At 71.9% G+C, this 14,317-nt stretch carries 13 protein-coding genes; 6 read left to right on the forward strand and 7 right to left on the reverse strand.

Annotation, left to right across the window (positions count from 1 at the left end):
- Positions 1-3 precede the first annotated feature (3 nt).
- The 4 genes from grpE to clpB all read left to right on the forward strand — a co-directional run bounded on the left by grpE (position 4) and on the right by clpB (position 5,325).
- Positions 4-774, forward strand: coding sequence for a nucleotide exchange factor GrpE (gene grpE, locus A6A08_RS23860; RefSeq protein WP_073704872.1), 771 nt, complete (start codon positions 4-6; stop codon positions 772-774).
- Between the two features lie 138 nt (positions 775-912).
- Positions 913-2,070, forward strand: a complete 1,158-nt coding sequence (gene dnaJ / locus A6A08_RS23865; protein ID WP_073704873.1) for a molecular chaperone DnaJ — start codon at positions 913-915, stop codon at positions 2,068-2,070.
- Positions 2,067-2,627, forward strand: coding sequence for a heat shock protein transcriptional repressor HspR (locus A6A08_RS23870; protein WP_073704874.1), 561 nt, complete (start codon positions 2,067-2,069; stop codon positions 2,625-2,627). Before dnaJ ends, A6A08_RS23870 begins: the two co-directional genes overlap by 4 nt.
- Positions 2,628-2,712: 85 nt before the next feature.
- Positions 2,713-5,325 carry an ATP-dependent chaperone ClpB gene (gene clpB / locus A6A08_RS23875; RefSeq protein ID WP_073704875.1) on the forward strand — a complete coding sequence of 871 codons (2,613 nt, stop codon included), beginning with the start codon at positions 2,713-2,715 and terminating at the stop codon, positions 5,323-5,325.
- 74 nt (positions 5,326-5,399) lie between these two features.
- Here clpB and A6A08_RS23880 read toward each other — a convergent pair whose 3' ends face one another.
- The 7 genes from A6A08_RS23880 to A6A08_RS23910 all read right to left on the reverse strand — a co-directional run bounded on the left by A6A08_RS23880 (position 5,400) and on the right by A6A08_RS23910 (position 10,998).
- Positions 5,400-5,804, reverse strand: a complete 405-nt coding sequence (locus A6A08_RS23880; RefSeq protein ID WP_073704876.1) for a type II toxin-antitoxin system VapC family toxin — start codon at positions 5,802-5,804, stop codon at positions 5,400-5,402.
- On the reverse strand, positions 5,797-6,060 hold the full coding sequence (locus tag A6A08_RS23885) for a type II toxin-antitoxin system Phd/YefM family antitoxin (protein ID WP_073704877.1): 264 nt from the start codon (positions 6,058-6,060) through the stop codon (positions 5,797-5,799). The genes A6A08_RS23880 and A6A08_RS23885 overlap by 8 nt, the downstream gene beginning before the upstream one ends.
- Before the next feature lie 120 nt (positions 6,061-6,180).
- On the reverse strand, positions 6,181-7,164 hold the full coding sequence (locus A6A08_RS23890) for an NAD-dependent epimerase/dehydratase family protein (protein ID WP_073704878.1): 984 nt from the start codon (positions 7,162-7,164) through the stop codon (positions 6,181-6,183).
- 84 nt (positions 7,165-7,248) lie between these two features.
- Positions 7,249-8,016 carry an ABC transporter permease gene (locus A6A08_RS23895; protein WP_073704879.1) on the reverse strand — a complete coding sequence of 256 codons (768 nt, stop codon included), beginning with the start codon at positions 8,014-8,016 and terminating at the stop codon, positions 7,249-7,251.
- Positions 8,013-8,750: an ABC transporter ATP-binding protein gene (locus A6A08_RS23900; protein ID WP_242422847.1), complete on the reverse strand. Its 738-nt coding sequence runs from the start codon at positions 8,748-8,750 to the stop codon at positions 8,013-8,015. The genes A6A08_RS23895 and A6A08_RS23900 overlap by 4 nt, the downstream gene beginning before the upstream one ends.
- Positions 8,751-9,153: 403 nt before the next feature.
- Entirely contained in the window at positions 9,154-10,422 is a 1,269-nt protein-coding gene (locus A6A08_RS23905; RefSeq protein ID WP_073704881.1) for an RNA polymerase sigma factor, read from the reverse strand.
- A gap of 135 nt (positions 10,423-10,557) precedes the next feature.
- Positions 10,558-10,998 (reverse strand): YciI family protein, encoded by a 441-nt coding sequence (locus A6A08_RS23910; protein ID WP_073704882.1) that lies wholly within the window; start codon positions 10,996-10,998, stop codon positions 10,558-10,560.
- A 389-nt stretch (positions 10,999-11,387) separates the two neighbouring features.
- Between A6A08_RS23910 and A6A08_RS23915 the strand changes: the two genes are divergently transcribed.
- Positions 11,388-12,029 (forward strand): OB-fold-containig protein, encoded by a 642-nt coding sequence (locus A6A08_RS23915; protein ID WP_073704883.1) that lies wholly within the window; start codon positions 11,388-11,390, stop codon positions 12,027-12,029.
- A gap of 232 nt (positions 12,030-12,261) precedes the next feature.
- Entirely contained in the window at positions 12,262-14,307 is a 2,046-nt protein-coding gene (locus tag A6A08_RS23920; RefSeq protein WP_073704884.1) for a flotillin family protein, read from the forward strand.
- The last annotated feature ends 10 nt before the right edge of the window (positions 14,308-14,317 follow it).

The raw sequence follows: 14,317 nt of genomic DNA on the forward strand, positions 1-14,317 counted from the left end.
CAGATGACTCCGTCGGAGAACACGAACGGCAACGGCGACGGCGAGGAGCGCCGGGGGCCGGTGATCCGCGACAACCGCCGGATCGACCCCGAGACCGGTGAGGTCAGGAACCCCGAGGCCGAGGGCGACGCCGCCGAGGAGATCCCGGAGGTCGCCGAGGAGGAGGTCGTCGAGGCCGACATCGAGGACGACGCCCCGGAGATCCCGGACACCCCGGAGTCGGTGGTGACGGAGGCGATCAACGCCGACGAGCGCGTCATCGAGCTCACCAACGACCTCAAGCGGGTGCAGGCCGAGTACGCCAACTACCGCAAGCGGGTCGACCGCGACCGCGTGGCCGTCCGCGAGATGGCCACCGCCCAGGTCGTCGGCGAGCTCCTGCCGATCCTGGACGACGTCGGGCGCGCCCGTGAGCACGACGAGCTCAACGGCGGGTTCAGGGCGGTGGGCGAGGCCCTGGAGGCCACGGTCACCAAGCTGGGCCTGGAGCGGTACGCGGAGAAGGGCGACGAGTTCGACCCCAATCTCCACGAGGCGCTCACCCTGGTCCCGGTTCCGGGCATCTCCGCCCAGACCGTGATCGAGGTGTTCCAGCCCGGGTACCGCATCGGTGAGAGGATCCTCCGTCCGGCCCGCGTGGTCGTCGGGGACCCGGCGGAGGAGGGCGACGGGGCTTCGGCCGAGTCGTCGGAGTCCGCCGGGGACGCCGCCGGGGACGGCGGGGGCACCTCCGAGTCGTCCGGCACGGCCGACGGCGGGGAAGACGACAAGTAACGGGTCCGCCCGTGATCCTCCGGCCGCGGCCTCGCATGACGCGGGGCCGCGGCCGGAGACGGACCCCGGACCGACGCGGTCCGGGGCCACGTGGAAGCATCGGACGCAACCGGCACCAGCGGGAGAAGGCACCAGTCGATGAGCACCAAGGACTACCTGGAGAAGGACTACTACAAGGTCCTCGGAGTCTCAAAGACCGCCTCGAAGGACGAGATCAAGCAGTCCTACCGCAAGCTGGCCCGGGAGAACCACCCCGACGCGAACACCGACGACCCGAACGCGGCCGAGCGCTTCAAGGAGATCTCCGAGGCGTACAACGTCCTGTCGGACGACAAGCGCCGCAAGGAGTACGACGAGGCGCGCTCGCTGTTCGGCGGTGCCTACCGGCCGGGCGGCGGCGGTACCGGCCCCGGCGGGTTCGACATGGGCGACCTGTTCGGACAGGGCACCGGCGGGGCTCCCGGCGGTGAGCGTCTGAGCGACCTCTTCGGCGGGCTGTTCGGCGGCCGCGGGCGCGGCGGCGGAGCCCGCAGCAGACGCGGCGCCGACGTCGAGACCGAGACGACACTGACCTTCCGCGAGGCGGCCGAGGGGGCCACGCGCTCCTTCAAGCTGGCCAGCGAGGCGCCGTGCCCCACCTGCAAGGGCACGGGTGCCAGGTCGGGGACCGCCCCGCGGATGTGCCCGAAGTGCTCCGGCACCGGGCACGAGAACACCAACCTGGGCGGCTTCTCGCTGTCCGAGCCGTGCAGCGAGTGCAAGGGCCGCGGCCTGGTCGTGGACGACCCCTGCGCCACCTGCAACGGCAGCGGGCGCGGCAAGAGCACCCGCACCATCCAGACCCGCATCCCCGGCGGCGTGTCCGACGGGCAGCGGATCCGCATCAAGGGCAAGGGCGCGCCGGGCGAGAACGGCGGCCCGGCCGGGGACCTCTACGTCGTCGTCCACGTGAAGGAGCACCCGGTGTTCGGCAGGAGCGGCGACAACGTGACGATCACCGTGCCCGTGACCTTCCCCGAGGCCGCGCTGGGCGCCGAGGTGCGCATCCCGACCCTCCAGGGCTTCCCGGTGACGGTGAAGATCCCGCCGGGCACGCAGAACGGGCACAAGCTCCGGGTACGCGGCAAGGGCGCGACCCGCAAGGACGGCACCGCGGGCGACATGCTCGTCACGATCGAGGTGACGGTGCCGAGGACACTCAACGGTGACGCGCGCGAGGCTCTGGAGAAGTTCCGCGCCGCGACCTCCGACTACGACCCGCGCGACGGTCTTGAGGCGCGGGCGAAGGGTGTGTGAACGACGTGAACGACTCCTTCGGCACTGACGCTCCGGTCTACGTGATCTCGGTGGCCGCCGAGCTGGCGGGTATGCACCCCCAGACCCTGCGGCAGTACGACCGACTGGGGATCGTCTCGCCCGGCCGCGCGTCCGGCCGCGGGCGCCGCTACTCCATGCGCGACGTGCAGACGCTGCGCCAGGTGCAGCGGCTGTCGCAGGAGGAGGGTGTCAACCTCGCCGGGATCAAGCGGATCCTGGAACTGGAGCACGAGGTGGAGCAGCTGCGCGAGCAGGTGTTCCACCTGGCCAACGAACTGGAGGCGGCGCGGCGGGCCGTGGCCCGTCGGGGCCGTCCGGCACGGCCCGAGGGCGGCACGGGGGGCGTGCGGGGCGAGCTGGTGCGCCGCACCCGCGTGACGATCTTCAACACCGCCGAGCCGGGGAGCGCCGAGGAGCCCCGCGACGGCCGGCCCGGGGCGGACGGCTCCGGAACGGACGTCCCGGGGCAGGGCGGCCCGGCGAAGGGCGGTCCGGGCAGGGGCGGCCCCGGCCGCACCGAGGACGAGCAGGGCTGACGGAGCTCCGCCATGGTGACACGGGGCGTGGTCGGCCACAGGTCATCACCCTCCGTGACAATACTTGCGAAAGGGGTCACAGGGCATGAACTACAAGCTCACCCAGAAGAGCCAGGAAGCCCTGTCGGTGGCGATCCGGCGGGCCACCACCGACGGAAGCCCGCAGACGGAGCCCGTGCACCTGCTGTCGGCGCTGCTGGACCAGGCGGAGGGCATCACCCGGCCGCTGCTCAAGGAGGTCGGCGCCGACCCGGACACGCTCAAGGACAAGGTCGAGGCGGCCATCGGGGCGCTGCCCAAGGCGGCGGGCTCCACGGTCGGCTCGCCGAGCTCCTCGCGCCAGCTGATCGTATCCATCAACACGGCGGCGCAGCGCGCCCAGCAGATGGAGGACGAGTACGTCTCCACCGAGCACCTGCTGGTGGGGCTGGCCGCGGACGGCGGTGAGGCGGCCCGCCTGCTCACCGAGGCCGGGGCGACCCCGGAGGCGCTCCTGGAGGGGTTCGAGCGGGTGCGCGGCTCGGGCCGGGTCACCTCCGAGAACCCCGAGGACACCTACCAGGCCCTGGAGAAGTACGGGGTGGACCTCACCGAGCGGGCCCGCGAGGGCAAGGTGGACCCCGTGATCGGCCGGGACGGCGAGATCCGCCGTGTCATCCAGGTGCTCAGCCGCCGGACCAAGAACAACCCCGTGCTCATCGGCGAGCCGGGCGTGGGCAAGACCGCGGTCGTGGAGGGCCTGGCCCAGCGGATCGTGGCCGGCGACGTACCGCAGTCGCTGCTGGGCAAGCGCCTGGTGGCCCTGGACCTGTCCGCGATGGTGGCGGGCGCCAAGTACCGGGGCGAGTTCGAGGAGCGGCTCAAGGCGGTGCTCTCGGAGATCAAGGAGTCCGAGGGCCGGATCATCACGTTCATCGACGAGCTGCACACCATGGTGGGCGCCGGCGCCGCCGAGGGCGCCATGGACGCGGGCAACATGCTCAAGCCCATGCTGGCGCGCGGCGAGCTGCGCATGGTGGGCGCGACCACGCTGGACGAGTACCGGGAGCGGATCGAGAAGGACGCCGCCCTGGAGCGCCGGTTCCAGCAGGTCATGGTGGGCGAGCCGTCGGCCGCGGACACGGTCGCGATCCTGCGCGGCCTCAAGGGCCGCTACGAGGCGCACCACAAGGTGCAGATCGCCGACGCGGCGCTGGTGGCCGCCGCGACCCTGTCCGACCGCTACATCACCGCGCGGTTCCTGCCCGACAAGGCGATCGACCTCATCGACGAGGCGGCCTCCCGGCTGCGCATGGAGATCGACTCCAGCCCGGTGGAGATCGACGAGCTGCAGCGCACCGTCGACCGCCTGAAGATGGAGGAGATGGCGCTCGACAAGGAGTCCGACCCGGCCAGCCGCCAGCGGCTGGAGCGGCTGCGCGCGGACCTGGCCGACCGCCAGGAGCAGCTCAACGGGCTCGTGGCGCGGTGGGAGCAGGAGAAGGCCGGGCTCAACCGGGTCGGTGAGCTCAAGGGGCAGCTGGACGAACTGCGCACGCGGGCGGAGCTGGCCCAGCGCGAGGGCGACTTCGGCGAGGCCTCCCGTCTGATGTACGGGGACATCCCGCAGCTGGAGAAGCAGATCGAGGAGGCGTCCAAGGCCGAGGAGAACGCCGCCAGCCAGGGCGGCGACACCATGGTCAAGGACGAGGTGGGCGCCGACGAGATCGCGGACGTGGTGTCGTCGTGGACCGGCATCCCGGTGGGGCGGCTGATGGAGGGCGAGACCTCCAAGCTGCTGCGTATGGAGGACGAGCTGGGCAGGCGGCTCATCGGCCAGAAGGACGCCGTGGCGGCGGTGTCGGACGCGGTGCGGCGGGCCCGCGCGGGCATCTCCGACCCGGACCGGCCCACGGGGTCGTTCCTCTTCCTGGGCCCCACGGGCGTGGGCAAGACCGAGCTGGCCAAGGCGCTGGCGGAGTTCCTGTTCGACGACGAGCGCGCGATCGTGCGCATCGACATGAGCGAGTACTCCGAGAAGCACTCGGTGTCGCGCCTGGTGGGCGCGCCCCCCGGCTACGTGGGGTACGAGGAGGGCGGCCAGCTGACCGAGGCGGTGCGTCGCCGCCCGTACACGGTGGTGCTCCTGGACGAGGTGGAGAAGGCGCACCTGGAGGTGTTCGACACCCTGCTGCAGGTGCTGGACGACGGCCGGCTCACCGACGGCCAGGGCCGACAGGTGGACTTCCGCAACACCATACTCATCCTCACCTCCAACCTGGGATCGCCGTTCCTGGTGGACCAGTCACTGGAGGAGTCGGTGCGCCGGGACCGCGTGATGGACGTGGTGCGCGCGACCTTCAAGCCGGAGTTCCTCAACCGGCTGGACGACGTGATCATGTTCGACGCGCTGTCCACCGAGGACCTGACGCGGATCGTGGACCTGCAGGTCGACAGGCTGGCCAGGAGGCTGGCGGACCGGCGGCTGGAGCTGGAGGTGACTCCGGGCGCCCGCGAGTGGCTGGCCCTGACGGGCTTCGACCCGAACTACGGCGCGCGTCCGCTGCGCCGCCTGGTGCAGTCCGCGATCGGCGACCCGCTCGCCCGCGAGCTGCTGTCGGGCGAACTCGCCGAGGGCGACACCGTGGTGGTGGACGTGGACGACTCCAACGACCGCCTTCGGGTGGAGGTGCGCAGGACCGGGGTGCCCTCGGTCTGAGCCGGATTCCGTGAAAGGGCCGTCCCCGAGGGGCGGCCCTTCGCCGTGTCCGCGGCCGAGACGGTGGGGCTTCCTCACACCGGAACGATCCGCACCATGCTCTCGAGGCCGAGGAAGTCGTCGGCGTTGCGCGTGTACAGGGGCAGTCCGTGCAGCGAGGCCACAGCGGCGATCATCAGATCCAGGCGGCGCGGCTTCGGGGAGCGGTTCGCCGCGAGGGTGAGGGCGACGAGCGTTCCGAAGCGGGCCGCGGCCTCACCGTCGAACGGCAGGGGAGAGAAGTCCGTCACCGCGGCCTGAAGCTTCTCCGTGCGCTGAGCCCTGCCCACCGGGTCCTTCGCCATCGCCACGCCCTGGTGGAGCTCGGCCATCGTGACGGAGGTGATGTCGGGAAACCTGGGAAGCTCGGCCGGATCGATCTCCCCGAGGTCGATGAAGACGCACGTGTCGAGGATGCCCCGGTCAGGCCGCTCAGCCACGTTCGTCGTCCCCGATCCGGTCCTCGCCGCCGAAGAACTCGTCGGCGTCCTCCCGCATCCGCGCGTAGTCCACCCGGGGAAGCCTGCGGTGACGCTCCACGAGCTCTTCCGCGCTGAGGCGCCGACGGCGTGTGACAGGGCTGACCTGGGCCACCTCGACCCCGTTGCGGGTCACGTGGAAGCTCTCGCCCGCTTCCACCTGGTCCATGACGGAGGCCGCGTTGTTGCGGAACTCGCGCTGGGTGATGGTCTTCATAGACTGATTGTAGCTCTCCGTGTCCCGTTGTGCTACACATCTTCCGCTGGCACTGGCGGAGCACCGCCTGGGCGCGTCCGTCCCGGCGCATCCGCGCGGTTCCCGCGATCCGGATCCGCGTCAGGCGCCGAGCAGGCGGGCCTCCGTCTCCGGGTCCAGGCCGACCCGGGGGCGGTCGGGGCGCTGGGGCGCTCCACCCTCCAGCGTCCGCAGCCACGCCCAGGTGTCGGCGACGGTCTCGGCCACGGGGCGGCAGCGCAGCCCCGTCCCGAGCGCCTTGGACACGTCGCCCTGGTGCAGGGTCTCGTGCAGCTCGCCGGGCGGCAGCCAGATCGGCAGCTCGGTCCACGGCTGGATCCCCGCGTCGAGGACGGCTCCGGGGTCGGTCCAGCGCAGTTCGGCGTCGGAGCCGGTGACCGCCGCGCAGGCCTCCAGCAGCTCCCCGGTGGTGGTGTGCCCGGGCGGGCTCACCAGGTTGTAGGGGCCGCCCAGCCCCTTCCCGACCGCGTCGAGGGTCCAGGCGGCCAGGTCGCGCGCGTCCACGTACTGCAGCGGCAGGTCGCGCGGGCCGGGTGCCAGGACCGGGCCGCCCCGGGCGACGCGCTCCAGCCACCAGGGCAGGCGGCCGATGTTCTCGTACGGGCCGAGGATGAGACCGGCCCGTACGAACAGCGCCCGGTCGCCGAAGGCGGCCTCGGCCGCCAGCTCGCCCCCGCGCTTGTCGTGCGGGTAGTCCGTGGCCCCCGCCTCGGGGTCGCCGTCCACGACCGGTCCGTCCTCGTCCAGCCCCGCCTCGGCGGGGAAGGGGTGGACGGACCGGCTGGAGACGTAGGCGTAGTGCCCGGCCCGGCCGGCGAGCAGCCGCGCGGAGGCGGCCACCGCCGCCGGGGCGCCCGACCAGGTGTCGACGACCGCGTCCCACCGGCCCGGCGCCAGGGCACCGAGCCCGCCCTCCTCGGTGCGGTCCCCGTGGAGGACGGTGGTGCCGGAGGGCGCGGCGTGCCTGCCGCGGTGGAAGACGGTGACGTCCCAGTCCCTGGCGAGCGCGTCCTCCACGACGGCTCGCCCCACGAACTCGGTGCCACCCAGAACCAGGAGTCTCATGGCGGGCAGTCTGGCGGTTCGCGGGCCGGCGCGCCAGGGTCTCCTGCCCAGGGCAGAACCGCGCGGCCGGCGGGGCGCGCGCCCTCAGACCACGTCGCGGCGGAGGGTGGTGACCGAGGCCAGCGCGACCGCCACGGCGGCGTAGCCCACCAGGACCAGGGCGGCGCCCCACACGGGGAGCAGGTCCGCGGCGCCGAGGCCGTAGTCGATCCCCGTGTCGTAGAGCGCGGAGACCGCGCCGCCGGGCATCCACTTGCCGACGTCCTGGAGCTGGGGGATGACGACCAGGATCGGCTCCAGCATGAACACCCACAGGATGCTGACCACCAGCGCGGCGACCTGGTTGCGGATCAGGGCGCCGAGCCCCACGCCGATCATGGCGTAGACGACGTAGGCGGCCACGGAGCCGGCGAGGATGCGCGGCACCTGGTTGTCGACCAGGTTCAGCTCTCCCCCGCCGCTCAGGATGGAGGCGCCCGCCACGAGGGCGGACACCCCGACGACGACCACGCCGAACACGAGGCTGACCAGGGACGCGGCCACGACCTTGGACAGGACCACGGGCAGGCGCCGGGGGCTGGTCAGGAAGGTGACGTTGATCGTGCGGTGCTGGTATTCCGAGGTCACCATCATGATGCCGATGACCATGACGAACAGGGTCCCGGAGGCTCCCATGGGCCAGACGGACCCGGCGTACTCGGTGCTGTCGCGGCTGAGGCCCTCCCCCATCCCCGAGGCGAGGACCACGACGCCCAGCGACAGGGCCACCCAGGCCAGTGAGGCCAGGAGCAGGATCCACCACAGCCGGGTGGTGAGGACCTTGCGGAGTTCGGACTTGACGAGCGCGGTCACTTGGGGTCTCCAACCGTGTGGGGGTCCGTCCCCGCGGAGGTGAGGCGGAGGAAGGCGTCGTGCAGGCTCTCTCCGTCGCCGGTGACCTCGGTGAGGGTCCCCTGGTGGACCAGCCGGCCCCTCGCGATGATGACGACGTCGTCGACGGTCTGCTCGACCTCGGCCAGGACGTGGCTGGACACGAGGACCGCCACGCCCTTCTCGTGCGCCTGGTGGCGCAGGAACCTGCGCAGCCACTCGATGCCCTCGGGGTCCAGTCCGTTGGCGGGCTCGTCCAGGATCAGCACCCCGGGATCGCCCAGGAGGGCCCCGGCCAGGGACAGGCGCTGGCGCATGCCCATCGAGTAGCCGCCGACCCGCTTGTTCCCGGCCTCGGCGATCCCGACCTCGGCGAGCACCTCCTCGGCCCGGGACACCGGCAGGCCCGCGGCGTCGCACATGACGCGCAGGTGGTTGCGGCCGGTGCGGCCCGGGTGCAGGTTGGTGGCCTCCAGCACCGCGCCGACCTCGGCCAGCGGGTTGGGCAGGCTCGCGTAGGAACGGCCGTTGACCAGTCCCTCTCCGCCGTCCGGCCGGACCAGGCCGAGCAGGCACCGCAGGGTGGTGGTCTTACCCGCGCCGTTGGGTCCCAGGAAGCCGGTGACCGTGCCCGGCTCCACCGTGAAGGAGACCCGGTCGACCGCCTGGTGTCCGCGGAACGCCTTCGACACTTCCCTTATCTCGATCGCTGACATTTCCTACGCTTTCCTAGGGGAATGGCAGGGAGAACCACCGTGCGGGAATACCCGTCTCCCCGTCCCGGCCCTTTTTCCGTCTCCGCTGCCGTAAGGAGGCTAACAAGGAAGCGGCGGCCCCCACGGCCTCCGCGAGGCCCGGACCCGAACCGCGCGACCCATGACTTTCGTTGATTGCGGGCCACACCGAACAGCGGATAAGGCCCAGTCGGCACAGGCCCGGGGCCCCTCAGGGAAACGATGCGCCCGACCGGAAAACGGCACGTGCCGCGGCCCGCACATCCTTCGTCATACAGGCACATGACTTTCGGTGTGCCGACCCCGGAGGGAAACGGATGCGGGCTCCGGAAAACGTCCCCGGAAAAGCCGTCGACCCCTCAGAAAACGGCCACATGCGGCCAGGTCACGTGTGGGGGCCGCAGTCGCGCGCACGGCCGTCGAGCAGGACGCGCTCGCGCTCGTTGCGGGTGAGGGCCGCCGCCCGGTGGAACTCCGCGCGGGCCTCGGCCCGGCGGTCCAGCCGCACGAGCAGGTCGCCGCGTACGGCGGGCAGCAGGTGGTAGTCGGCCATCCCGGGCTGGTCCCGCAGCGCGTCCACGATCTCCAGCGCCGGACCGGGGCCGAAGGCCATCGACACCGCCACGGCCCGGTTCAGCTCCACCACCGGCGAGCCCGTGACCCTGGCCAGCGACAGGTACAGCCCGGCGATCCCCGCCCAGTCGGTGTCCTCGTGGGTGGCCGCCTGGGCGTGCTTGGCCGCGATGGCCGCCTGCAGCGCGTAGGGCCCCCAGGGTTCGTCCCGGGTGGAGGGAAGCGCCTTGGCCAGGGCCCCCAGCCCTCTGGTGATGAGCAGCCTGTCCCAGCGCGAGCGGTCCTGGTCGGCGAGGGCGACGGGTTCCCCGTCGGGGCCGAGGCGGGCCCGGAACCGGGAGGCGTGCAGCTCCATCAGCGCCACCAGCCCGTGCACCTCGCGCTCCTTGGGCAGCAGTCCGGCGAGCACCCTGCCCAGGCGCATGGCCTCCTCGCACAGCTCCGGGCGCATCCAGTCCGTGCCCGACGTGGCCGTGTAGCCCTCGTTGAACACCAGGTAGACGACCTCCAGGACGGAGGCCAGCCGGGCGTCGCGGTCCTCGCCGACGGGGACCTCGAAGGGCACCCTCCTCCTGGAGAGGGTGCGCTTGGCGCGCACGATGCGCTGGGCGACGGTCGGCTCGGGCACCAGGAACGCGCGGGCGATCTCGTCGGTGGTGAGACCGCCGAGCAGGCGCAGGGTCAGCGCGACACGGGCCTCGGTGGACAGCACCGGGTGGCAGCACACGAACATCAGCTTGAGGAGGTCGTCGCCGAAGTCCTCCTCCAGGACCGCGTCGAACTCGGCCTGCCCGTCGCGCTCGGCGATCTCGCGGCCGAGGTCGGCCATGCGCCGCTGGAAGCGCTCGTCGCGGCGCCAGCGGTCGAGCACGCGGCGCTTGGCGACGGTGGTCAGCCAGGCGCCGGGGTTGTCGGGCACGCCCTCGACGGGCCACTTCTCCAAAGCGCCGACCAGGGCGTCCTGGGCGAACTCCTCGGCGAGGCCGACGTCTCCGACCATGCGGGTGAGCGCACCGACGAGGCGGGCCGACTCGATGCGCCAGACCGCCTCGACCGCGCGCGTGGCGTCAGTGTGGCTCACGAGGCCATCTCAGCACCGCGGGTCGCCCGTCGCAAGCAGGGCGGAGCCGGGTCCACGCCGCCGACACCTCGCGGCGCCGCCGGTGCGGTCCGCGGACGCCTCAGAGGACCGCGGGCCGCACCGGCGCGGGCACGGTCAGCTCCCGTGCGCGTATCCCTCGGCGCGCAGCTCGCGCTCGCGCTCCTTCAGGTGCTCGGGCATCTCGTCGCCGAAGTCATCGGTGTCGAGGATGCGCCGCAGCACCAGGTGCGTCTCGGTGTCGTCTCCCTCCGGCGGGTGCGGGCAGCGCTTGGCCCACTCCACGGCCTCCGCGTGCGAGGACACCTGGATGACCCAGTACCCGGCGATGAACTCCTTGGCCTCCGCGAACGGGCCGTCGGTCACGTTCGCCCTGCCGTTGCTGAAGGTGACCCGGGTCGCCTCGGAGGCGGGGGCCAGGCCGTCACCAGCGAGCAGGACCCCGGCCTTGACCATCTCCTCGTTGTAGGCCGCCATCGCCTCGAAGACCTCCGGGCCGGGCTCGTAGTGGACCGCCTCGATCTCCGGGCTGGACATGATCGACATCAGGTAGCGCATGGCGTGTTCCCTTCGTGCGGCGTGGGGGCTCCGATCCCCCGCTCTCATCCACACGTCGAACGGCCCCGCGCCGGATCGACACCTCCCCCGAACTTTTCCCAGGGATTTTTCGGCGGACCCGAACACTTCCCCTACGAGGCTCTGAACAGGCAATACGCACCGCCGGGAGCCGAGCCGACCGCGATGGCGCCTCCCCGGGCCGGCCCCGCCCGCCCGGCAGCCGTCCGCCGGACGGGCCCCTCCGCGTTCGGCCCCTTGGCCACAAACGGCCAGCGGGTCACCCTCCCGCCTCCCGCGCACAGGGGTTCGGTAGAGTTCCGGCACGGTTCCACCCGGACCGGCGTACCGGGTCGGGCACCGGGACACCACGGGCGCGAAGGAGTACACAGGTGGGGCTTTTCCTGAGTACGGCCTTCGGTTTCCCCACGGTGCTGTTCACGCCGCTGCTGATCGTCGTCGCCCTCTACTGGGTGTTCGCCGTGGTCGGCGCCACCGACTCCGAGGTGCTCGACAGCGTGGACGACTCCGGTGACGCCGCGGGCCTGAGCGCCCTCATGAGTCGTGTGGGGCTCGGCCGGGTCCCGGTCACCGTGGCGCTGAGCATGCTGGTCTGCGTCGCCTGGTTCGTGAGCATGTTGGGGAGTATCGTGACCAGCCTTCTGGGGACCACCTCCACCCCCCTCCTCATCGCCCTGGGCGCCGTGGTCCTGCTGATCGCGGTCGTGGCCGCGTGGGCGGTCACCAGCGGCCTGGTCATGTCGGTGCAGCGGTTCCTGCCCAAGCGGCGCGGTGACTCCAAGCACGAACTGGTCGGGCGCACCTGCACGATCCGCATCGGCGAGGCGAGCGAGGGCTTCGGCCAGGCCGAGATCACCACCGCGGGCGGCGCGGCGATCTCCATCCCGGTGCGCACCACCGGCGGCGAGGTCCTGCCGGTCGGCAGCACCGCCCTGATCTTCGAGCACAGCTCCGAGGACGACGTCTTCCTCGTCACCCACTTCGACGCGGCGCTGGACCCCGGCCAGGGCTGAGCCGCGCTCCGCGGCGCTCCCCCGCCGTACCGAGGCCCCGGCGCGAGGCGCCCTGACCGGGGCACACGGACCACTGCCCGGCACGTCCCGGGACGCGGCCCGGCCCGTCCCCGCACGGCGCCGGAGCACGGCGCGGAACCGTTCCCGCCCGTACCGCGTCACATCCTCCGAGCGCCCCTCCAGCGACGCTCTCCCCCTCTTAAGCACGTCACTCGCAGAAAGAGACCCCTACGTGTTGCTGAGTGCCACCACGAACGGTCAGGAGGCGGCGAACGCGGCCTTCCTGACCGTGGGCGTCGCCATCGCCGTCGGCGTCCTCGTCCTCATCGCCCTCCTCCTGATGGTCACCCGGCTCTTCCGCAAGGTCGAGCAGGGCAAGGCGCTGATCATCTCCAAGATCCGCGACGTGCACGTCACCTTCACGGGCGCGATCGTCCTCCCGGTCCTGCACAAGGCCGAGGTCATGGACATCTCGCTCAAGAGCCTGACGCTCGAACGCGGCGGACGCGACGGACTGACCTGCAAGGACAACATCCGCGCGGACATCAAGGTGTACTTCTACGTCCGGGTCAACGAGACCGCCGAGGACGTCAAGAAGGTCGCCAAGGCGATCGGCACCGAGCGGGCCAGCGACCAGGACACCCTCCAGGAGCTGTTCAACTCCAAGTTCTCCGAGGCGCTCAAGACCGTCGGCAAGCAGTTCGACTTCGAGGAGCTGTTCACCCAGCGCGAGGAGTTCCGCCAGGCGATCATCTCCCTGATCGGCACCGACCTCAACGGCTACATCCTGGAGGACGTGGCCATCGACGAGCTGGAGCAGACCCCGCTGCACCAGCACGACGCCAACAACATCCTCGACGCGCAGGGCATCTCGAAGATCACGGAGCGCACCGCCAAGGAGCACAAGCGCACCAACGAGTTCGAGAACGACCGCAAGAAGGAACTCGACCGGCAGAACACCGAGACCGCCGAGACCCTCGCCGAGCTGGAGAAGCGCCGCGAGGAGGCCGCCGCCAAGGCCAAGCGCGAGATCGGGATCATCCGCGCCCGCGAGGAGGCCGAGACCGCCCGGGTGCAGGCCGAGGAGCGCCTCAAGGCCGAGACCGCCAACATCCGCACCTCCGAGGCGCTGGGCGTCCAGCACCAGAACCAGCAGCGCGAGATCGCGGTCGCCGAGAAGAACCGCGAGCGCGTCATCGCCATCGAGAGCGAGCGCATCGAGAAGGACCGCCTCCTGGAGGTCATCGGACGCGAGCGCGAGACCGAGCTGAGCCGCATCGCCAAGGACAAGGAGGTCGAGGCCGAGAAGCGCGAGGTCGCCGACGTCGTCCGCGAGCGCGTGGCCGTCGACCGCACGGTGGCCGAGCAGGAGGAGGCCATCAAGAAGCTGCGCGCCGTCGAGGAGGCCGAGCGCCAGCGGCAGGCCGTCATCATCCACGCCGAGGCCGAGGCCCAGGAGAACCTGGTCAAGGACATCAAGGCCGCCGAGGCCGCCGAGGCCGCCGCCAAGCACCGGGCGGCCGAGGAGCTCACCCTGGCCGAGGCCCGCCAGCAGGCCGCCGAGCTGGACACCCGCGCCAAGATCCGCCTGGCCGAGGGCCTGCAGGCCGAGGCCGCCGCGGCCGGTCTGGCCGAGGTCCAGGTACGCCAGCAGGACGCCGACGCCATCGAGAAGGTCGGCCGCGCCGAGGCCGCCGTGGCCCGCGAGAAGGCCCGGGTCGAGGCCGATGCCGTCGAGCAGAGGCTGCGCGCCGAGGCCGCCGGCCTCACCGACAAGGCCGAGGCCATGTCCGCCCTGGACCAGGTCAGCCGCGAGCACGAGGAGTACCGCCTGCGACTGGAGGCCGACAAGGAGGTCCGCCTGGCCGGGATCGACGTGCACCGCCAGGTCGCCGAGGCCCAGGCCACCGTGCTGGCCACGGGGCTGGAGAACGCCGACATCAACATCGTCGGCGGCGACGGCGCCTTCTTCGACCGCATGGTGGGCTCCATCGGGCTGGGCAAGGCCGTGGACGGCTTCGTCGGCAGCTCCCAGACCGTGCAGGCGCTGGGCGGCAACTGGCTCAACGGCGAGGGCGGCTTCGCCGAGGACATGCGCCGGGTGCTGGAGTCGGTGGACACCGAGGACGTCAAGAACCTCACCGTCTCCGCGCTGCTGCTCAAGCTCATCAGCGCGGGCGGCCCGCAGGCCGACAAGCTGGACGGCCTGCTCGGCACCGCCCGTTCCCTGGGCGTGGACACACTGCCCGCGACCGCACTCGCCCACGCGAAGCAGTGAGGTAGCCCTC

This window comes from Nocardiopsis sp. TSRI0078, from assembly GCF_001905145.1.
In the GTDB taxonomy this organism is placed as follows: domain Bacteria; phylum Actinomycetota; class Actinomycetes; order Streptosporangiales; family Streptosporangiaceae; genus Nocardiopsis.